This is a genomic window from Peptostreptococcus sp. (assembly GCF_977045075.1).
The window spans coordinates 25,809-48,091 of record NZ_CDRRTB010000003.1 but is presented as its reverse complement, the minus strand read 5'-3'; the positions used below and the strand labels follow the sequence as shown (position 1 = coordinate 48,091).

17 protein-coding genes and 1 other annotated feature are annotated in these 22,283 nt (G+C 38.2%); of the genes, 2 read left to right on the top strand and 15 right to left on the bottom strand.

Annotated elements, in window-relative coordinates; genetic code table 11:
• From ACW6OJ_RS00765 to ACW6OJ_RS00695, 15 genes are all read right to left on the bottom strand, one after another.
• The coding region (locus tag ACW6OJ_RS00765; protein WP_456095479.1) for a hypothetical protein at window positions 1–3,274 on the bottom strand (3,274 nt) is incomplete at its 3' end.
• A 93-nt stretch (window positions 3,275–3,367) separates the two neighbouring features.
• Window positions 3,368–3,823 (bottom strand): hypothetical protein, encoded by a 456-nt coding sequence (locus ACW6OJ_RS00760; RefSeq protein ID WP_455103619.1) that lies wholly within the window; start codon window positions 3,821–3,823, stop codon window positions 3,368–3,370.
• A gap of 306 nt (window positions 3,824–4,129) precedes the next feature.
• The gene (gene argH / locus ACW6OJ_RS00755; protein WP_456095478.1) at window positions 4,130–5,503 is read right to left on the bottom strand and encodes an argininosuccinate lyase; all 1,374 of its coding nucleotides are present in this window, start codon (window positions 5,501–5,503) and stop codon (window positions 4,130–4,132) included.
• Window positions 5,504–5,603: 100 nt separating this feature from the next.
• A complete protein-coding gene (locus ACW6OJ_RS00750) occupies window positions 5,604–6,878 on the bottom strand; it encodes an argininosuccinate synthase (protein WP_456095477.1) in 1,275 nt (424 codons plus the stop codon).
• 19 nt (window positions 6,879–6,897) lie between these two features.
• Window positions 6,898–7,725, bottom strand: coding sequence for an ABC transporter substrate-binding protein (locus ACW6OJ_RS00745; RefSeq protein ID WP_456095476.1), 828 nt, complete (start codon window positions 7,723–7,725; stop codon window positions 6,898–6,900).
• 198 nt (window positions 7,726–7,923) lie between these two features.
• Window positions 7,924–8,131: a binding site (T-box leader), on the bottom strand.
• 156 nt (window positions 8,132–8,287) lie between these two features.
• Window positions 8,288–8,743, bottom strand: coding sequence for an SsrA-binding protein SmpB (gene smpB, locus ACW6OJ_RS00740; RefSeq protein ID WP_293426221.1), 456 nt, complete (start codon window positions 8,741–8,743; stop codon window positions 8,288–8,290).
• Entirely contained in the window at window positions 8,722–10,878 is a 2,157-nt protein-coding gene (gene rnr / locus ACW6OJ_RS00735; RefSeq protein ID WP_456095481.1) for a ribonuclease R, read from the bottom strand. The genes smpB and rnr overlap by 22 nt, the downstream gene beginning before the upstream one ends.
• 124 nt (window positions 10,879–11,002) lie before the next feature.
• Window positions 11,003–11,233 (bottom strand): preprotein translocase subunit SecG, encoded by a 231-nt coding sequence (secG, locus tag ACW6OJ_RS00730; protein ID WP_293426223.1) that lies wholly within the window; start codon window positions 11,231–11,233, stop codon window positions 11,003–11,005.
• Window positions 11,234–11,461: 228 nt separating this feature from the next.
• Window positions 11,462–12,754 carry a phosphopyruvate hydratase gene (gene eno / locus ACW6OJ_RS00725; protein ID WP_304083350.1) on the bottom strand — a complete coding sequence of 431 codons (1,293 nt, stop codon included), beginning with the start codon at window positions 12,752–12,754 and terminating at the stop codon, window positions 11,462–11,464.
• A 170-nt stretch (window positions 12,755–12,924) separates the two neighbouring features.
• Window positions 12,925–14,451 carry a 2,3-bisphosphoglycerate-independent phosphoglycerate mutase gene (gpmI, locus tag ACW6OJ_RS00720; protein ID WP_456095475.1) on the bottom strand — a complete coding sequence of 509 codons (1,527 nt, stop codon included), beginning with the start codon at window positions 14,449–14,451 and terminating at the stop codon, window positions 12,925–12,927.
• A gap of 19 nt (window positions 14,452–14,470) precedes the next feature.
• Window positions 14,471–15,211 carry a triose-phosphate isomerase gene (gene tpiA, locus ACW6OJ_RS00715; protein ID WP_293426229.1) on the bottom strand — a complete coding sequence of 247 codons (741 nt, stop codon included), beginning with the start codon at window positions 15,209–15,211 and terminating at the stop codon, window positions 14,471–14,473.
• Between the two features lie 60 nt (window positions 15,212–15,271).
• Window positions 15,272–16,471 carry a phosphoglycerate kinase gene (locus ACW6OJ_RS00710; RefSeq protein ID WP_456095474.1) on the bottom strand — a complete coding sequence of 400 codons (1,200 nt, stop codon included), beginning with the start codon at window positions 16,469–16,471 and terminating at the stop codon, window positions 15,272–15,274.
• Window positions 16,472–16,725: 254 nt separating this feature from the next.
• Window positions 16,726–17,733, bottom strand: coding sequence for a type I glyceraldehyde-3-phosphate dehydrogenase (gene gap / locus ACW6OJ_RS00705; RefSeq protein WP_293426233.1), 1,008 nt, complete (start codon window positions 17,731–17,733; stop codon window positions 16,726–16,728).
• Window positions 17,734–17,898: 165 nt separating this feature from the next.
• Window positions 17,899–18,924, bottom strand: coding sequence for a sugar-binding transcriptional regulator (locus ACW6OJ_RS00700; protein WP_456095473.1), 1,026 nt, complete (start codon window positions 18,922–18,924; stop codon window positions 17,899–17,901).
• 275 nt (window positions 18,925–19,199) lie between these two features.
• Complete coding sequence (locus tag ACW6OJ_RS00695) at window positions 19,200–19,985, bottom strand: Cof-type HAD-IIB family hydrolase (protein WP_456095472.1); 786 nt, start codon at window positions 19,983–19,985, stop codon at window positions 19,200–19,202.
• 460 nt (window positions 19,986–20,445) lie between these two features.
• Between ACW6OJ_RS00695 and ACW6OJ_RS00690 the strand changes: the two genes are divergently transcribed.
• Window positions 20,446–20,919, top strand: a complete 474-nt coding sequence (locus ACW6OJ_RS00690; RefSeq protein ID WP_456095471.1) for a MarR family winged helix-turn-helix transcriptional regulator — start codon at window positions 20,446–20,448, stop codon at window positions 20,917–20,919.
• Complete coding sequence (locus ACW6OJ_RS00685; protein ID WP_456095470.1) at window positions 20,912–22,282, top strand: MATE family efflux transporter; 1,371 nt, start codon at window positions 20,912–20,914, stop codon at window positions 22,280–22,282. Before ACW6OJ_RS00690 ends, ACW6OJ_RS00685 begins: the two co-directional genes overlap by 8 nt.
• Window position 22,283: the final 1 nt, after the last annotated feature.

Sequence of the window (22,283 nt, the reverse complement as noted above, 5' to 3'; positions counted from 1 at the left end):
TCCCCTCAAATATGCCATTCATAACATCTACAGAAATACCTATATACCTCATTGGATTTGACTTATCGCTATCTATTGGAAGCTCCACCTTCTGTATATACTCTCTCTCCTTGCCGTCAAAACCTTTGATTTTTTCTTTTTTAATAATATTTGGATTCTTAGGTTCACCTAAATCAGATTCTCCATTCACCTTGCTTTTAGGTTCAAAATACTGTAATTTAATCACCCTACCAGTATCTGAGCCAATTGTGACACCTTTTAAATCAAAAATCAAACTTTGTTTTCCAGAAGCCACTTTTAATATAGCCAGTCCTTCTATTGCTGCATTACCCATTGAGGTATCATTATTACGATTGAAATGCCTTAACTGAATTGGTACTTCGTACTCACCATCAGCTAAATTTTCTGGTTGCTTTGCAAAATCGGTAGCAATCATCTTTAAATCATTGACTGCAGCCTTAAGTTCTTTAATTGCGACCTTTTTTTCTTCATCACTGGCATCTAGCTTGGATTCAGCATCTTTTATGGCTAAATCCAAAGCTTTTATTGAATCAGTAGTTTTTAATACCCTTGTTACCGGTGATTTAGCATTTGTAAGTTCTTCTAAAAGTTCTAACTTATAACTATCAAAAGTCGTCTTCTTTAGTTCATGAATTTTTTTCTTTAAATCATTTAGTTGATTACGCACATTTTCTTTGTTTGTTTCTTTTTCTATTTCTTTATTAACAGCCTCTGCTTCCCTTTTCAATTTTTCTAATGAATTTTTTTCATAAATCAAGCTGCTATCTTTGCTAGAAAGGAAGGCAATCATTTCAGAATACTCTTTTTTCAAGTCTTCTAAATTTTTATCATCCTCTATTTGTGCTATAACAAACATACCTTTATTATTATTTATATCTAGTATTAGTTTGCTTTCTTCTTTTGAAATATATCTAACACCATTGGCATTACCAATTTTTATCTTTGTAAGTTCTCCGTCCTCACTTACCCTATACATGGCTATTTTTCCACTCTTAAGCTGAATAGGATACAGGTCTCTTCCTTCATTTAAATTGACTGATATATTTAATACATAGTTTCCTTTTCCATCATTAAATGCATCAGTTTTCCAATCCCCTTTCATTTTGGCTAAGCTTCCATTTGAATCAAGTAGTTTGTAGTCCAAAAGGGTAAAATTATGTAGCTTATCTTCGTTTATTTTTTTCTTTACTTTTTCATAAACTGGACCAGAATTAACCTCATCGAGCATAATTTCTGTATCATAATATATACAATTTTTAAATTGTTCAAATATATCGTATACTCCTATAGTAGCTTCATGATATTTTCCATTAAAAAACACTTTTTTCTGTAGAAAGTTACTCGTATTTAGTTGCTCATGTTTAACATTGAGTACAAGTGTATCTGATGGCTCGAATCCATCCGAAAAAGCCTTTACTTTTATTGTTGTGTTCTTTCCATAAAAAAGACTATCGGGCATCTTTCCTAATGGACCAAATTCATCAGGGTCCATACCCTTCATGGAAGCAGATGTATCTAATGCCACACGTCCCTCATTAATTGAAACTTCTCTTGCTGACTCGGATTCCATAGTAGGTTCACTTCCATCTAAAGTAAACTTATAATCTATCCTCTTATCCATATAGTCATTTTCTGTTTTAAAGTTAAAAGAAGCTGGATATCCTATTTTATTAGCATATTCTTTATTATCATTGAAGTCTACACCATATGACTCCTTTGCCTTTATTTTTAACTTTTTAGTACTTGTATTATTTTTATATAAATCTGAATATGCCTTTATCAATTCATCTTTATCCTTATATATTCCTAATGGCCATGTATATTTACTTTCGACAAGTTTATTCAATATAGCCTTATATTCTTCGTATTCTTTTAATTTAACTTCTTTTAACTTATCTTTCTTTATTTTAACAATACCATCACTAGTTTCTATATTATATGTATCTTGAATAGAAGGTTTTTTAATCTCTTTTTCATATATTTCCTTTAATATTGATTCAATCTTATTAGTTTTTTCTTTTGTGTCTGCAATCTTGCTAATTTCTTCTTTTTTAGAATCCAAATTTAGGTCTGAGGCATAGGCACTAGTATCAATTTGTTCAAAGACTACCCTTATTGCCTCTGAACAAACATCAGAAAAACTCTCTTCTACACTATCTTCGTCATCTGGATCTTCTGCAAATATATTTCCTTCTTGTTCTTTTGTAGGTATTTTTATTCTTTCTCCATCTTTTAATAGGATCCCCTTGTATGTTCCTTTCTCTGATAGTGAAATCGCTTTCAGATATTTAATTCCATTAACATACATTCCTCCCAATGGACCATTTAGTGCATCTTGGGCATCTTCCTTGCTAGTATCATCACTTATCAACATTATATGGTCGGAATATTTTTCCCAATTTATTTTTCCTATATTGTTATTCCTAAATTCCATATAGGAGGCTTGATCGTTGGGTATGTCAAGTCTTTGTCCGTCAACTAACAAGGTATTTGGTTTAACCTGAGATATGTTATTATCATTGTCCTCTACATTTTTATGAAGTAATGAAAATATTTGATTTATCTTAACTGAATCAAGGTTACCTATTTGACTCCTTAAATCCTCCATATCTATTATATATTCTGATAGCAACGTTTCTTCGTTACCAACATATGTTGCAGAATATAGAGTCGGTTTACTTTTTATATAAATATGATTTTCTAAGTTATCTAGTTCAATATTGATATTTTTAACTTCATACTTAAACTGTCCGACCTCCTTGTTAAATTCGGTATTTCCCTCCAATTCTAATATATTCTTAGGATATAGTTTCCCTTCAATTTCATCCAGTAGAATGTAATTATTATTTTTTATAACAATTGGTTTTCTTGATCTAAAATTTTGTTCTATCCTACTTGTAACGACCGGTATCTTTATATTATATTTTCCTGATCTATACACCAATTTCCCTTCAAGTGAAAACTCACCCTCTAGACTATTAGGTCCTGACCTCGGACTTCCAGGATTATGTTTCCTTATTTCAGCAACATCATAAGGCATCTTTTTATTATGAATAAAACTATCCTCATGATTTTTCAAATATAGTTTAACGGTGTACTCTTTATTTTCTTCTAATGTAATACTTGGTGTCTTGCCTGAATTATCATCAGCAAATGATACATCTTTTAGATAGACAAGATTAGATAAAACCATTGAAAACATCAAGACTAGTGTGATAATTCTTTTATTAATTTTTTTAACACTATTTTTCACGTACCTTCCCCCCTATTTAAGAATTAAAGGATTAAAGTATAGCTACAAATATTCTTTCATACATTATTCTTTACAACTATTTTTAATATATGATTATTTTTTAGTAAACTTCATAAAGCAATTTACATCTTTATGAATAAATCCCATTAATTCCATCTTTGCAGACACATTTTTAGCTGTAATAACTCCATTTGATTCAGTTAAAATAATATCATCAAAAACAAACAATGGTGCACTAATAGAATTTTTTCCATCTATAGTCATTTCTTTTATTTCTCCACTTACACCCAAATATTTCATTTTTTGAGTTTTAATCTGAAGCCTATATTTACCACTTTCTTTCTTAGTTATTATAGCCTCTACAAATGCTTTATCAACTTTACCCTTCATTGGCTGAGATGTCATATTATGATCATGATAAACATTTATAGTATATGCTCCATCACCTGGGTAAGAATTTCCCTCTGCATATACATTACCTAGAAATGCAAATCCCATTCCTGCAAAAATTAACAGGGCCATCAAACTATTAATTATTTTCTTTTTCATGACGAAACTCCTTTCCTTATCATATATTTGTAACCATGCTTATAATTCCAATTTAATGATATCATATTTTAACTAGAAATAACATTCATTATTTTTAGTTTTTTTCGATGAATTTTACTAAATATAGCTAAATACTTTAAAAAAATCATACTGTTTTCTGCAAATATATTTTTTCACTTGAAAAAAAAAGCGTAGAAGTTTTACTCCTACGCTCTAAAAAACTATATCTTTTATATACCACTCATCTAGACCATCCACATAGTTGCATTTAACAATCTTCTATACATGGATACATAGCCTAATTAGCTAAACATTCCATTCCCTGACAAATTCAATATGATTGACTACCTGGTCCCTACTAGGGCCTCCCAGGGATTGCCTACTTTCCACGCAGGCTTCAATAGCAATATTATCAAATATATCTTCCCCTATAAGGCCACAGTAGGCCTTGTAGTCATCAAGGCTGATATCTTCCAGACCAATGCCCTTTTCTATGCAATCGAAGACTATTTCACCTACTATCCTGTGGGAGTCCCTAAATGTCAACCCCTTTTTAACCAGGTAGTCTGCCAGGTCTGTAGCATTTAGGAAGCCTTGTCTAGTTGCCCTCAACATATTATCCTTCTTTACCTTAAGGGTTTTCATCATTGGCTTGGCAACCATCAGGGCCTTGGTCCATGTCTCTACACCATCAAAAAGTGCTTCCTTGTCTTCCTGCATATCCTTGTTATAGGCCAGTGGCAGGGCCTTCATCATAGACAATACAGTCAAGAGGTCTCCATAGACCCTGCCGGTTTTTCCCCTTATAAGTTCGCAGGCATCTGGATTTTTCTTTTGTGGCATCATGGAACTTCCTGTGCTGTAGGCATCATCCATCTCTATGAAGGCAAATTCCTGGCTAGACCAGATAATCAGCTCCTCACATAGCCTGCTCAAGTGCATCATTCCCACCGAACAAGCTCCAAGTAGGTCTATTACAAAGTCCCTATCACTTACTCCGTCTAGGGAGTTCATACTTGGTATTTCAAAGCCCAAGTCTTTTGCTGTCATATGCCTATCTATAGGAAAACTCGTTCCTGCCAGGGCCCCACTACCGAGTGGCATGGTATTGTGGATAGATTTCCATGATTCTAGCCTAAGTAGGTCCCTCCTGGCCATTTCTACATGGGCCATAAGAAAATGGGCCAGTGATATGGGCTGGGCTCTTTGAAGGTGGGTATAGCCAGGCATTATTGTATCAATATTTTCTTCTGCCATATTTACTAGAATATCTATCCATTCCTTCAATAGGCCTGATAGTTTGTCCACAGAATGCCTGGCATATAGCTTTAAATCCAGGGCTACCTGGTCATTTCTACTTCTTGCAGTGTGTATTTTTTTGCCTACTTGACCTATTTTTTCTATCAAAAGGGCCTCTATATTCATGTGGATATCTTCATGCTTGCTAGTAAATTCCACCAGGCCCTGGTCAATATCAGCTTCTATAGCCTCTAGACCACCAATTATTAGTCCAGCTTCTTCCCTGCTTATTATTCCAGTTTCAGCCAGCATTTTTACATGGGCCTTACTTCCCTCTATATCATAGTGGTAAAGCTTCCAGTCAAAGCCAATAGAAGAATTAAAGTCTTCCATAATGTTGCTAGTCTCAGATTGGAACCTTCCACCCCATAACTTCTTCATCTTAACCTCCTCAGTCAACCTGTCCTTATTTTTCTAACATATATCCCCCACATATGTATTTTGCCTAATTCTTTTTAACTATACTTTTTGGCTTCTTAACCTATATTTCCAGGCCACTTTTTGCCCTCATCCTAGCATTGGTCTTTAGTGGTAGGGAGAATAGGTGTATAAAGCCTTCTGCATCCTTTTGATCGTATACATCATCCTCACCAAAAGTTGCTATTTCTTCACTGTATAGTGAATATGGTGATTTTATTCCGGCTGGTATGCAGTTGCCCTTGTATAGCTTCATCTTTATCTGACCCGTACAAGTCTCCTGTGTTGAGTCTATAAAGGCATCCAGGGCCTGCTTTAGTGGTGTATACCATAGGCCATCATAAAGTAGCTGGGCATATTTAATAGCAATATGAGACTTAAAAGATGCCGTATCCCTGTCCAGAGTCAAGCTTTCCAAAAGTTGGTGGGCTTCCATTAGTAAGGTTCCCCCTGGAGTCTCATATATACCCCTGGACTTCATTCCTACCAGCCTGTTTTCTACCATGTCTAATATACCTATACCATGCTTGGCCCCAATTTCATTGGCCTTTTCAAGTAGGGCTAGTGGCTCATCAAACTTTTGTCCATTTATGGCTACCGGCTGGCCCTTTTCAAAGTCTATAACTATATATTCTGCCTGGTCCGGTGCATCTTCTGGCCTTGTGCATATCAGGCACAGGTCATCGATTGGTTCGTTTTCAGGATTTTCCAGATCTCCACCCTCATGGCTAAGGTGAAGGACATTCCTGTCCATGCTGTAGGGCCTCTTCTTAGTGACTGGTACCTCTATACCATGGTCTTTTGCATAGTCTATGGCATCTTCACGGGACTTGATATCCCATTCACGCCATGGGGCTATTATCTTTGTATCCGGGCTAAGGGCTGCTATTGATACCTCAAACCTAACCTGGTCATTACCCTTGCCTGTGGCTCCATGGCAGATATATTGGGCACCTTCTTTTTTGGCTACATCAACTAGGGCCTTGGCTATTAGTGGTCTAGCAACTGATGTTCCTAGTAGGTACTTGCCTTCATACTTAGAACCTGCCTTTATGACCGGCCAAACGAAGTCTTTGACGAATTCTTTTTTCAGGTCTACTATATAGCACTTACTGGCCCCACTCTTTAGGGCTTTTTCATATACTATTTCCAATTCGTCTCCCTGGCCTACATCACCACAAACTGCTATTACCTGGCAGTTTTGGTAGTTTTCTTTTAGCCATGGTATTATTACCGATGTATCCAGGCCTCCTGAATATGCCAATACTACCTTTGTAATTTCTCCATCATTTACAATTTCCTTATCCTTTGCTATTGCTCCATTATCTATATTTTTCATGTCTTTTCTCCACCCCTTCTTATTGCTTGCTCGCTAAATCTATATTCTTGTTTAAAATTTCCTCGTATTGTCCACTATCCTTTAATGACTTTATAGTCTTGTTGACTATGTCTAAAAGGGACTTGTTGTCTCCCTTTTTAATGGCTATGGCTGCCTCTTCCTTGTTGGCCTGACTTAGGTTGACATCTATTAATTTAAGTCCATCATACTGGTTGGCATTTATTTTTGCTACTACAGTGCTGGCTATGATTCCATCTATATTACCATTTTTCATATCAGCTATTAGGTCTGGTATGGCTGTTAGGGATTTTATTTTTGGAGCCTTCAATACATCCTTTGCATATATTTCCTGGACACTCCCCCTCTGTACTCCTAGGACTATATTTTTTAGGTCATCCTCTTTGCTGATATCCTTACTGAAATTGCTATTTACTATGATGGAATTTGTTCCTTCAAAGTATACATCTGAAAAGTCTACAGATTTTTTTCTTTCTTCCGTTGGTGTCATGGATGTAATTACCATGTCTACCTTGGAAGATTGAAGGGCCATTATAAGGGCATCAAAGTCCATGGCCTTGATTTCTAGCTCTACGCCGATTTCATCTGCTATTTTCTTGGCTAGATCTATATCTGCTCCCACTACCTGGCTTTTCCCTGACTTATTTACAGTGAATTCAAATGGTGGATAGCCTGGTGCAGTACCTACGACTAGCTTACCATTTGCCTTTATTTTACTTAAAACATCTGCCTTATCATTTTCATTAGAATTTTTTGTGGCTGTACACCCCACTACTAGTACTAATGACATTACTAGTAATATTAATTTACTTATATTTTTCTTCATCATACTCACTCCTTTAACAAACAAAAAAGCCTCTTGGGCATTATGCCCAAGAGACGAAAACTTCCGCGTTACCACTCTTGTTGATAGGATATCTATCTGCTAGAAAAATTATACTTTTCTAGCCTCTAAGTAGTTGGCTTGTGCAAAACTCCTATTTGCTATCCGGAATCGCAAATAAAAAAAGTCTCTTGGACAAAAAGTCCAAGAGACGAAAAATTTCCGCGTTACCACTCCTATTGATAGATATACTATCCTCTCAAACCCTTAAGGCGGGGAACCTGCTACAATACTATTATTTCCTATAGCAACCTCAAAAGCTCTCTTCACTTCAAACTTCAATATCGGACTCACACCATACTCCGACTCGCTGAAAATTCATCTGAGCTACTCTCTTTATCATCGGCTTTATTTAGTTGAGTATTATTATATTGCTTCTTGTTAAACTTGTCAACACCTTTTTTATTTTTTTATTATATCCTACTTTCCTATTGATAAAATTTTATAGTTACCCCACTCATCTTGTACCAAGTAAAATGTCCTCATATTTTATCATCTTCATAGGTTTCTAATACCTGTCCTTAGACTCTCTTTCTATCCTTCTCATTGCATCTTTTTTGGCCAGGTCTTGTCTCTTGTCATATAACTTCTTACCCTTGGCTAGCCCTAGCTCTAGCTTGACCCTACCATTTTTCAGGTAGACGCTCATTGGTACCAGCGAGTATCCCTTTATAGTCGTAGCACCAATCAGCTTCCTGATTTCTGCCTTGTGGAGTAGGAGCTTTCTAGTCCTAAGTGGGTCTACATTGAACCTGTTCCCCTGGTCGTAGGGGCTGATATGGACTTGTTTTAAAAAAACTTCACTATTGTCTACAGAGGCATAGCCTTCCTTTAGGTTAATCCTACCCTGTCTGATTGACTTGACCTCAGTCCCCTTTAGTTCTATACCACATTCATAGACCTCATCTATAAAATAGTCGTGTCTAGCCTTCTTGTTAGTTGCTAGAATCTTTTTTCCCGACATTGCTTACCACCTTCTATCATTTCAAAATCTATTTCTCTTGCATCTACATTTACCTTTACTAGCTCAACCTCAACCTTCTGGCCCAGCATAAAGGTCCTGCCTGTTCTTTGACCTACGAGTATACTTGCACTTTCAATATATTCATACATATCCTCAAGTGTTGATAGCCTTATTAGACCCTCAATTCCATTGTCAAGTTCTACAAATATACCAAAGCTAGTGATACTGGATATGTGTCCTTCAAACTTCTGTCCTGTCTTGTCTTCCATGTAGACTGCCTTATAGTAGTCGTCTACATCTCTTTCAGCATCAACGGCCTTCCTTTCCTGGATTGATGATTGGTTGGCTACGGATTCAAGGATTGCTTCATAGTGGGCCCTCCTCTTGTCGTTGAACCTACCATCCAGGTTTTCCTTTATTATCCTGTGTATCTGGAGGTCTGGATACCTCCTTATAGGGGATGTAAAGTGACAGTAGTACTTGGCAGCTAGACCAAAGTGCCCCTCACATGAAGGCGCATACTTGGCCTGCTTTAATGACCTAAGCATGATAGTCCCTATAGCCTGCTTAGTTTCCTTGTCCTCAATCTTGTTTAGGACATCTTGAAGGTCACTTGGCCTCACCTCAGATCTTCCTATACGCATAGAGTAGCCCCTGGCCTGGACAAAGTTTCTAAGAGTTAAAATCTTCTCCAGGTCTGGCTCCTCATGTATCCTGTAGACAAATGGGTACTTGAGCCAGTAGTAGTGCTCTGCTATAGTTTCATTGGCCAAAAGCATAAACTCTTCTATCAACTTATTTGATGTCCTTCTCTCATAAGGGACTATATTTATAGGGATGCCCTGGCTATCTAGCTGGATCTTAGATTCAGGGAAGTCAAAGTCTATTGCACCCCTCTTGAACCTTCTCTTTCTAAGTATTTCAGCTAGGTCACCTGCATTTTTAAAGCTCTCAAGAAAATCCGCGTACTTGACAGTCAGGTCAGAATCATTGTTTTCTAGGATTTCACTGACCTCGTGGTAGGTCAACCTGGCCTTGGACCTGATTACGGACTTGGCTATATCATACTTGACCACCTTGCCATTTTTTGGTTCAACCTCCATAATACAGGACAAACTTAGCCTGTCTACCATAGGATTTAGTGAGCAAATACCATTTGACAGCTTCTTTGGTAGCATAGGTATTACCTTGTCTACTAGGTATACAGATGTCGCCCTCTTTAGGGCCTCCCTATCAAGGGGTGAATTTTCTGTTACGTAGTGGGTAACATCTGCTATATGGACGCCCAGTCTATAGTTACCATTGTCTAAGAGGTCAACACAGATAGCATCGTCAAAGTCCTTAGAATCATCCCCATCTATAGTATATATTAGCTGGTCCCTAAGGTCCTCCCTGCCCTCTATTTCTTCATCTAGGACATGGTCAGGTATATTATCTACCTGGTTGATTACCTTTGGGTTGAAGCCCTCTACTAGACCATGGGCCCTGACTATGGAGTCTATTTCTACATACCTATCCCCCTTTTGGCCTAGCACTTCTATTATCTTGCCCTCTGGCTTCTTGTCCTCTTCCGTAGACCATTCAGTAACCCTACATACCACCTTATCATTGTTTTTTGCCCCACTAAAGTAGTTCTTAGGTATAAATATGTCCATGTCAAACTTCTTGTCATCTACTATGACAAAACCGAAAGACCCGTTGCTAACAAATAGGCCTACAAGGTCTTGCTTGGCCCTCTTTATTATCCTTACAACTAGACCCTCCGCCTTGTTATTTCCTTTGGCTGGCTTGGTTATTTTTACTAGGACCTCATCTCCATTGAAGGCACCCTTTCTAGATTCACCATCAATAAATACATCCTCAAAATCTTGCTTGTTTGAGACTAGAAAGCCAAACCTACTCTTAGTCCCCCTGTATGTCCCCCTTCTAAGATCAAAGGCTTCAAGGCTAGCCACCTTTTTCCTTGTATTTATAAAGAGGTCTCCTTCCTCGTTCATCTGGTCTAGGAGCCTGTAAAATTCTTTTTTATCGTCACGGTGCTCTACAAAAATCTTGGCCAGTTCATCCCTTCTTAAAGGCTTGTAGGATGGGTCATGTATTAAATCTAGCACTCTCTGTCTTAGCATATCTATAATTGCCAACACCTCCTTAGTCAACAACCTAATTTCACTTCTAGTATAACATATATATGGATTTATATACAAAAATATCGGCAACATCAAACTATTGACACTGCCGACCAATCTTCATTCTTATTAATTATTTCATTACCATTACTAGCGCTATTGCATTTATAAAAAATAATACTGAAATTATCTTTGTCATCTTGTTCAAAAAGGCTTCCTTACCCTTTGGCTTGAAATAAGCCTGTGAAGAACTATCTTCTATAAATACCTGAGGCTGGTTCTGCTTACTCTGTTGTGGTAAAACTACAATTATCATCACTATACTTAAAAATATCTGTATAGCCATTAATATATTTCCTAACATCACGTCCTCCTTCGTCATACTCTGCTTCTATAAAATCCAAGATTAATTATAACACATCAAGGGGGTAATTACAATATTTCTTTGACTTTTGATGTTTTTATTATTAATTTGATTCATGCCTAAAGCATATATATGAAACTTTGACCAAAATCAGGGGGCTGGCACTAATATCGGCATTAAAAAGGGGCCTAAATATTAGCCCCTCTTAAAGTTCATATCAAGTTCTTATTACTTGCTTAGGTTGTAGAATGACTTCAACTGTTCGTATCTAGCTGATTCACCAACAATTTCTTCAATTCTTAACAACTGGTTGTACTTAGCAACTCTATCAGTTCTTGATGGAGCACCAGTCTTAATCTGACCTGCATTTACAGCTACAGCTATGTCGGCTATAGTTGTATCTTCTGTTTCACCAGATCTATGAGATATAACTGCTGTATATCCAGCTCTCTTAGCCATTTCTATAGCGTCAAGAGTTTCAGTTAGAGTACCTATCTGGTTAACCTTGATTAGGATTGAGTTAGCCACACCAGCTTCTATACCTCTTTCAAGTCTTTCAGTGTTTGTAACGAACAGGTCGTCACCAACTAGCTGGATTCTCTTACCAAGTCTTTCAGTAAGTAGCTTCCATCCATCCCAGTCCTCTTCGTCTAGACCGTCTTCTATAGTGATGATTGGGAACTCATTTACCCAACCTTCGAATAGGTCTATCATTTCTTCAGAAGAAAGAACCTTTCCTTCTCCCTTTAATTCGTACTTCTTAGTGTCTGCATTGTACATTTCAGATGCAGCAACGTCCATACCTAGCATTATGTCCTTACCTGGCTCAAGACCAGCAGCCTTTATAGCTTCAACAATTAATTCTAGGGCTTCTCTGTTTGATTCAAGGTTTGGAGCGAATCCACCTTCATCACCTACACCACAAGCTAGTCCCTTTTCAGCAAGAACCTTCTTTAATGCGTGGAATACTTCGGCACCCATTCTTAGGCCTTCAGCAAAAGATTCAGCGCCAACTGGTAGGATCATGAATTCCTGTACATCTACGTTGTTGTCTGCATGTTCGCCACCGTTTAGGATGTTCATCATTGGAACTGGTAGCTGCTTAGCATTTACTCCACCTATGTACTGGAATAGTGGTAGTCCTAATTCATCAGCTGCAGCTCTTGCTACTGCTAGAGATACACCTAGTATAGCATTTGCACCTAGCTTACCCTTGTTTGGAGTACCATCTAGTTCTATCATTAGACCGTCTATTCCTGGCTGGTCAAAAGCATCAAGACCTTCAACCTCTGGAGCTATTATTTCATTAACATTGTCAACAGCCTTTAATACACCCTTACCGACGTATCTGCCCTTGTCTCCGTCTCTTAATTCAACTGCTTCAAAGGCTCCTGTAGATGCTCCTGATGGTACTATAGCTCTACCTAGGGCACCACTTTCTAATACTACCTCTACCTCTACTGTAGGGTTACCTCTTGAATCTAGAACTTCTCTTGCATAAACTAATTCAATAGCTGACATATTCTCTCTCCTCTCGTTATCAAAACGCTTATAATTTTTATCACTAATATTATATCACAAACTATTATCGATCACTTAATTTTTACCTAAATATTCGTTACCTTTTGTTTTTATTACAAATAAATTGATGGGTAAATTTGTAAAAGTTTCTCTAAAATATACTGAACGAATTATTTAATCAAAGAATGACCTGTCATTTCTTTTGGCTGGTCCATCTTTAGCATGGCCAGCAAGGTTGGAGCTATATCTGACAGTCTACCACCTGTCAATAGGTCTCTTCCCTTAAATTCATCCCCCACCACTATAAATGGCACTGGATTTGTTGAATGTGATGTAATTGGTCTACCTGTTTCAAGGTCTACCATTAGCTCTGCATTACCGTGGTCAGCAGTGATTATACCACTGCCTCCAAGGCTAATTACCTTTTCAAATAGTCTGCCAACGCATTCGTCAACAGTCTTTATAGCCTTTTCAGTTGCTTCGATGCTACCTGTATGGCCTACCATATCAGGGTTGGCAAAGTTAACAACAATCAGGTCATACTTGTCCTCATCCAAGGCTGCCAATAACTTGTCTAAAAGGTCATAGGCAGACATCTCCGGCTGTAGGTCATAGGTTGCCACCTTTGGAGATGGAATCAAGATCCTGTCTTCACCCTCGTAAGGCTTTTCTTTACCACCATTGAAGAAGAATGTAACGTGGGCATACTTTTCTGTTTCTGCTGCCCTTAGCTGCTTCATTCCCTTATCTGATATATATTGTCCTAATGTATTTACTATATCCTCAGGCCCATAGGCTACCTGGACGTCCTGGATAGTAGCATCGTACGTAGTCATACAAACAAACTTAGTTGGAACTAGGTTTCTCTCAAAGCCTGTAAAGTCTCTGTCTACTATAGCCCTTGTGATTTCCCTGGCCCTGTCTGGTCTAAAGTTGAAGAATACAACTGAGTCTTCAGCCTTAATATTTCCTATAGACCCATCTGGTCCCTCTATCACTGTTGGAACTATAAACTCATCGTTTACACCTTCAGCATATGATGCCTTTACACAGCCTGATGCTGATTTGGCTCTTGGTCCCTGACCTTCAACTATGGCCTGGTAGGCAAGCTTGACCCTTTCCCATCTCTGGTCTCTGTCCATAGCATAGTATCTACCGGCTACTGTGGCAAACCTGCCCAGTCCTAGTTCTTTCATATAGTCTTCTATCTGACCCACATATTCTATTGCACTCTGTGGATCTGTGTCCCTACCGTCTGTAAGGGCATGGACATATACACTTGTTAGACCCCTTCTTTTGGCCATATCTAGTAGGGCCCTTAGGTGGTCTATATGTGAGTGGACTCCACCATCTGACAATAGGCCTAGTATATGTAGGCTCTTGTCCTTGGCATTTTCCATTGCTGCAACCAAGGCTGGATTTTCAAAGAAGTCCCCATCCTCTATTGCCTTTGTTATTCTTGTTAGGTCCTGGTATACTATCCTACCTGCACCAATATTAGTGTGTCCAACCTCTGAATTTCCCATCTGACCGCCTGGTAGACCAACATCTAGTCCACTTGCCTCAATCAATGTATGAGGATACTTGGCAGATAGGGCATCTAGGTGGGGAGTTCCTGCCAAGGCTATGGCGTTACCCTCCTTATTAGGTGTATATCCAAAACCATCCATTATTGTTAATACTACTGGTTTTTTCATAATTATTACCTTCTATCTATTAAAACTTCAATAATCCTAGGAAGTCTGCTGGCTTAAGTGATGCACCACCAACCAAGGCACCATCTATATCAGACTGTCCCATGATTTCTGCTACATTGGCAGGCTTTACACTTCCACCATACTGGATTCTTACCTGGTCAGCAAGGTCTCCGTATACATCTCTTACTACCTGTCTAATATAGGCGATTACTTCGTTTGCCTGTTCAGCTGTAGCAGTCTTTCCTGTACCTATGGCCCAGATTGGTTCATATGCTATTACTACCTTAGCTAGGTCTTCAGCCTTCACACCAGCTAGACCAGCCACTATCTGACCCTTTACCTTGTCCATAGTCTTGTCAGCTTCTCTTTCCTCTAGTGTTTCACCACAGCAAAGAATTGGATTTATTCCTACCTCTATAGCCTTTAAGACCTTCTTGTTACAAGTTTCATCAGTTTCACCATAGTATTCTCTTCTTTCAGAGTGGCCTATGATTACATAGTCCATTCCTATTTCTACTAGGTTTGCTGGTGCAACTTCACCAGTAAAGGCTCCTGAATTTTCGTAATGCATATTCTGAGCACCTACTTTTATATTTGTACCCTTAGTTGCTAGCTTCAAATCCTTTAATAGGGTGAATGGTGCGCAGATTAGTACCTCAACGTCACCTTCTGTCTGCCCCTTTACTTCCTCTATAAATTCAAGACCTTCCTTGATAGTCTTATTCATCTTCCAGTTACCAGCGATTATTGGCTTTCTCATATTTGTCTCCTTATTACCTTTTATTTATTATAAGTATTTATTTACAAAACTTAGCTTGTCCTATTTGTCGTCAAGGGCTACTATACCTGGCAGCTCCTTACCTTCTAAGAATTCTAGCGATGCTCCGCCACCAGTTGATATATGGCTCATCTTGTCACCAAAGCCCATCTGATTTACTGCTGCAGCTGAGTCTCCACCACCTATAATAGTTGTGGCATCTACATCTGCCATAGCCTGGGCAATAGCCTTTGTACCATTTGCAAAGTTTTCGAATTCGAATACTCCCATTGGTCCATTCCATACTATTGTCTTAGATTCTCTTATAGCATTGGAAAATAATTCTCTAGTCTTTGGTCCTATATCTAGTCCCATGCAGTCAGCAGGTATATCCCTACCCTCAGTTATATGAGGCTGGGCATCTTCTGCAAACCTGTCAGCATATACAAAATCAACTGGTAACAATAGGTTTACTCCCTTGGCCTTGGCCTTATCCATCATTTCCTTAGCATAGGCAACCTTGTCTTCCTCTAGTAGGGATGTTCCTATTTCATGACCTAGGGCCTTGATAAATGTATAGGCCATACCACCACCTATGATCAAAGTATCTACCTTTTCTAATAGGTTGTTGATTACGCCTAGCTTGTCGCTAACCTTGGCTCCACCTAGGATAGCTAGGAAAGGTCTAACTGGATTCTCTACTGCTGATCCAAGGAAGTCTAATTCCTTCTGGATTAGGTAACCACAAACTCTTTCCTCTAGAAACTGGCCGGCACCTACTGTTGAGCAGTGGGCTCTATGGGCAGTACCGAAGGCATCATTCACAAAGATTTCAGCTAGTGACGCCAATTCCTTTGAATATCCTTCTTCATTCTTAGTTTCTTCTTTTCTATATCTTGTGTTTTCTAGTAAAACTACATCTCCATCCTTCATTTCAGCCACTGCCTTCTTGGCATTTTCACCTACTACATTGGCATCAGCAGCGAATACAACTTCCTGACCAAGCATTTCAGACAATCTTGTCGCAACTGGTGCAAGTGATAGTTCTGGCTTTGGCTCACCCTTTGGCTTACCAAGGTGTGAGCAAAGTATTACCTTAGCTCCATTTTCTATTAGGTACTTAATTGTAGGCATAGCTCCAACAAGTCTATTTTCATCAGTTATTTTACCATCCTTTAGAGGCACATTAAAATCGCATCTAACTAGGCACTTTTTCCCTCTCACATTGATGTCTTCAATTGTCTTTTTGTTAAGCATTGTCATAGAAATTCTCCTTTAAACTTATTGTGTCATTATCTGACTTATAAATACAAGTCCAGCTTAGTCGATTAAACCGGATAAAAATACATAATTTTTTATAAATATTATATCATATATTCCTATATTGTTTGTATTCATAGACATATTTTTTATAATAATATAACATATTTATTTCAACAAAAAAGTCCGAGGGATTAACCTCGGACTAAAATAACTTGCATCAACGAGGCTTTATCTTCTTAAAAGCCAGGCCTATATTATTTAGTCATACTTCCAACTAAACCTAATGTTCTAACTAACTGAGAAGTATAAGACATTTCGTTGTCATACCATGCAACTGTCTTTACTAACTGCTTGCCAGCTACATCCATTACCTTAGTAAGTGTAGCATCAAATAGTGAACCGTAGCTGATACCTACTATGTCACTTGATACTATTTCATCTTCTGTGTAACCAAATGATTCATTTGCAGCAGCCTTCATTGCAGCGTTGATTTCTTCAACTGTTGTATTCTTTTCAAGTACACAAACTAGTTCAGTTATTGATCCAGTTGTCACTGGAACTCTCTGTGCAGCACCGTCAAGCTTACCGGCCAATTCAGGAATTACTAGGCCGATTGCCTTAGCAGCACCTGTTGTGTTAGGGATGATATTAGCTGCAGCAGCTCTAGCTCTTCTTAGGTCACCCTTCTTGTGAGGACCATCTAGAGTGTTCTGGTCATTTGTGTATGCGTGGATTGTAGTCATTAGACCTTCAACTATACCAAACTTGTCGTTTAGAACCTTAGCCATTGGTGCTAGGCAGTTAGTTGTACAAGATGCACCTGAAACTACTGTTTCGCTTCCATCTAGTATATCTGAGTTTACGTTGTATACTACTGTCTTAAGGTCACCTGTTGCTGGTGCAGATATTAGAACCTTCTTAGCACCTGCTACTATGTGAGCTTCTGCCTTTTCTCTTGATGTGAATAGACCAGTACACTCTAGTACTATATCTACATCAAGGTCTCCCCAAGGAAGATTTTCAGGATTTCTTTCAGATATTACCTTTATTTCATGTCCGTTTACTATGAAGGCACCTTCTTCAACAATAATTTCACCGTTGAATCTACCCTGAGATGAATCATACTTAAACAAGTGTGCTAGCATGTTAGCATCTGTTAAGTCGTTAATAGCAACAACTTCAAACTTGTCAGTTTCTTCCATCATCTTTCTTAAAGCTAGTCTACCTATTCTACCAAAACCATTAATTGCAACTTTTACCATTTTGTTACCTCCAAAAATACTTTTTGTTTTTTATTTTACCTAATTCTACCAAATTTACATCGTCTAATTCTTTTAGAATTAAGATTTTGTCATTTTTACCATAATTTTGTTTTTACTTTTTGTCTTTGCTTTTGTTTTTATTTTTTTGTCTTTGCTTTTGTCTTACTATCTCTGTTTGGACAGCCTACTTATCAATTCCTTAGCACATTCCTCATCTGTTATTAGGTTTAGATTTTTATTCATCTTGTACAAGGCTAGGAATGCATCTACCTTGTCTTTACCTGTAAATACCAGGCTGGCATCCTTCGAATTTTTGTACATATCGATATCTATACCTACCGTCTTTAGCTTCATAGCTATCTGACCATCCTTGTCGAAGTAGTAACCAAAGGCCTCTCCTACTGCTTTTTTTTCCTTTAGTAGGTCTACCTCTGCTTCAGACATTCCCCTTCTCAGGGCCATGACATCCGCCCTTCCTATACTGAAGAATATCTTGTCTGCCTTCTTTAGGTCGTCCAGGGTACGCTTGATATCTGGTACCGACATCAGGGCCTCTCTGGCACTACCATCTAAGTTGTCTGGTATGTAGAGGAACTCGACCTGTGAACCGAGTCTCTTTGCCATAGTTGCTGCTATACTGTTGGCCTGTAGCTCAATTTCTGCACCAACACTTCCTCTTGTAGGCAGGATCTTGACTCCTTCGTAGTCTTGGTCAGTGTCTATATTCTCCGCCAGCTCCTTCATAGTAGATCCACCTGCTATAGCAATGATGTCATATTCATTAATTCTTTTTAAGAGATAATCAGCTGCTGCTTTAGCAACCGACTTGAGATTGTCATCTCCAGTTCTTTTGGCTATCACCACATCCTTTATTTCAAGCAATTCCCTCAACTTATCTTCCATATCACTAATGCCCATTATCTCGCCCATTACAGCCTCTAGATTTTCTAAGAGGTCCTGTCCCTGACTCGTAATGGTCATACCCGAGACATCTATGTTGATAAATTTCTGGTCCTTTAAGAAGTCGATCTCCGTTCTAGTGGTTCTTTCACTTAGATTCAAGACCGAAGAAAGCATCCTCCTGCCAATCGGCTGACTGATATTTATCTGCCTTAGTATGGCGTATCTCTTTTCCATCAAGTCAATAGCCTGAGGAATGATTTTCTTCTGAACTTCTATTAAATTTTTCATAAACCTTCCTCCAATTATCCGGCTATTTGTGTCCCAGATGTATCTTATCCGTCCCACAATTTCATTATAAACTAGTGGGACAAATTTTGCAAGGCTTTTTTAAAAATATTTTTAAATTATTTTTTATCTTTTTGATGTGCCTTGTTAAAGCCCACTTATTTCAACATTTATTCGACTTTTTGAAAAAATAAAAAACAGGGGACATTTTTAGTCCCCTATTATAACTTATTAATTTTTTACAGGGTCCTGGCCATAATTTGTCCCAGTCCTCTTATCTATATAAGACCAAAGTGCCTTAGGGCATATTCTATACCGTCATCATCTATGTCCTTGGTAACAAAGTCGGCTCTTTCCTTTACCGGTGGATTTGCATTTCCCATGGCAACACCCCTACCTACATATTCTAGCATGGATATGTCGTTGCCCCCGTCTCCAAAGGCCATACAATCATCTTTTGATATTCCTAGGTGATTTAGTAGGGCCTCTATACCCTTGTCCTTGCCACCGTCGGCTATAACTATATCTGCAAATTCTGGACACCATCTCATAGCCTTACAATTTGGCATATGAGCCAAAAATTCATCCTCATCCTTTTCATCTATATAGGCCAGAAGCTGGTAGGTCTTATGGCTATATATCCTAGATAGGTCCTCTACATGTGTATCGTAGCCTGTTCCACCAATCTTCTCTCTAAAGGCTAATACCCTATCATTTATAATGTTTATATACATATGACCTTCTTCAACAAATTCACACGATATCTTATTTTCTTCTATATAAGGAATAAGTGGCTCTAGACTCTCCAATGGTATGGCAACATCTCTTAGGACCTGGCCCTCAAATATACAATACTGGCCATTTAGCATTACATAACCATCAAATTTAAAGTCCAACATACCCTCTATAGACCCCAACCAGGCTGGTGACCTACCAGTTGCCAAGAAGAGCTTAATCCCCTTCCTCCTCAATTCTTCTAGGGCCCTCCTAGTAGAATCAGGCACCCTGTGAGTCTTCATACTCAGTAGTGTACCATCGATATCAAAAAAAATTGCCTTTACCATAATCTCCATACCACCTTTACTATAAAATTATATTTCTATCTTTTTACTTCTACTTTCTTGTTTTTACTTTTTGCTTTTTGTTTCTTTCCTTTACACTTTCTTATTTTTACTTTTTATTTTCTGTTTCTTTCCTTTACATTTTCTTATTTTTACTTTTTATTTTCTGTTTCTTTCCTTTACACTTTCTTATTTTTATTCCGCTATTAGATTTTCACATCTATTCAAGCCTCTGGATAAGTTCCTTATTCAGCCTTTAGCTAAGTGTATTTATACATATATCTCACCCTATTGTAGCATATAAATTAACTTTAAAAAAATATTTTTAAAATTGTTGACTAAGCAACTAATATTTAGTAAAATATGTAATTGGTTGACTAAGCAACTAATCCCCCAATATATCTTTAGACCATTCAAATGATATATTGCTTAAAATACAAGAGATAGTCAGGAGATAATAGCTATGAAAAACAATCCAGGACGTATGATATCCATCCTCTACAGGAAGGGAAATATCTATAAAAACGACCACCTTAGATCTATAAATGTAACTGCCTCTGAGCAGCCCTTTTTAAATGCCTTATATGCCAAGAACGGATGCTCGCAAGACGACCTATCTAGTGCCCTTAATATAGACAAGGCATCTACAGCCAGGGTTATCCAATCTCTGCTTGTCAAGGGGCTAGTAGTCAAAACTAGCGACGAAAAAGATAGGAGGGTAAATAGGATCTATCTTACTGACAAGGCCATGGACATCAAGGAGGACCTTCTTTCAGTCCTACATAAGTGGGAAAGTACCCTGACAGACGGCCTTACAGATGATGAAAAGAACCTCCTATATTCCTTCCTATTCAAGATGGTTGAGAATACGGAAAAATATTTTAATGAAAATAGCAAGAAAAAAATTAAGAAAGGAAAGGTGACTAACAATGACTGATAAAAATCAGACACTAGATAATAACATTCTCGGATATGAGAGCATTTTAAAATTATTGTATAAGTTCTCTCTACCTGCCATTATTGGTATGCTTGTCAGTGCCATGTACAACGTGGTAGACAGGATCTTTATCGGTAACAGCCCTGACCTAGGAGCTAATGGTCTGGCAGCCCTTACCATATGCTTCCCAGCCATGATCATCATGATGTCAACTGGTATCCTCTTTGGTCAAGGTGGTGCCACCCTATTTTCAATAAACTTAGGTAAGAAAAACTATGAAAAGTCTGATAGAGTCTTGGGTAATGCAACTGCCCTATTAATTATATTCGGTCTACTGATTACAATCTTTGGCCAAGTCTTTCTTAATAAGCTCCTAATTTGGTTTGGAGCTAGTCCAGCTATACTGCCACACGCCAAGGAATATATGAGGATTATCCTGATAGGTACAGTATTTCAGGTAGTCAGCATGGGTATGAATAACTTTCTAAGAGCTGATGGTAAGCCTAAGATGTCCATGATTACCATGCTGGTTGGTGCTGGTCTAAATGTAATACTTGACCCAATCTTTATCTACGCCTTTAGGATGGGTATGAGTGGGGCAGCCATTGCAACTATAATATCCCAATTTGTGTCAATGGTTTGGAGTATCCACCACTTCCTAAAAAGAGATGCCCTACACAGGATCCAGCTTAGGTACATGAGGCTAGATAGGGACTTGGCACTTGAAATCACAAGCTTGGGTATGCCAGGCTTTTTGATCCAGCTATTTAGTAGTATCCTAAACTTGATTCTGAACAATGCCCTTGTCAGCTATGGTGGTGACATAGCAGTGTCTGGTATGGGTATAGTCACAAGTATAGCAACCCTACTAGTCCTACCAGTCATAGGACTAAACCAGGGTCTCCAGCCAATTGTTAGCTTTAACTATGGTGCCAAAAACTATGAAAGGGTCAACAAGGCTGCTAGACTAGCCATTATTATTGCCACTTGCATGACCAGCTTTGGCTTTATCCTGATTAGGACTGTACCAGTCTTGATGGTATCAATGTTTAACCAGGACAAGGACCTTGTAGAATTCACTGTATATGCCCTGCAAACCTGGCTAATGATCCTTCCTTTCCTGGGCTTCCAGATTATAGGATCAAACTTCTTCCAGGCTATAGGACGACCAAAGAGAGCCATGTTCTTGACCCTACTTAGACAGGTCCTGATACTTATACCATCCATACTAATCCTTTCTAGATTATTTGGTCTAAATGGTATCCTATATGCAGCCCCAATCGCCGACCTGGCTGCTACTATAGTTACCGGAATCCTATTTTTCACCTTTACAAATAGGATGGTAAATCAGGCAAAAAAATAGC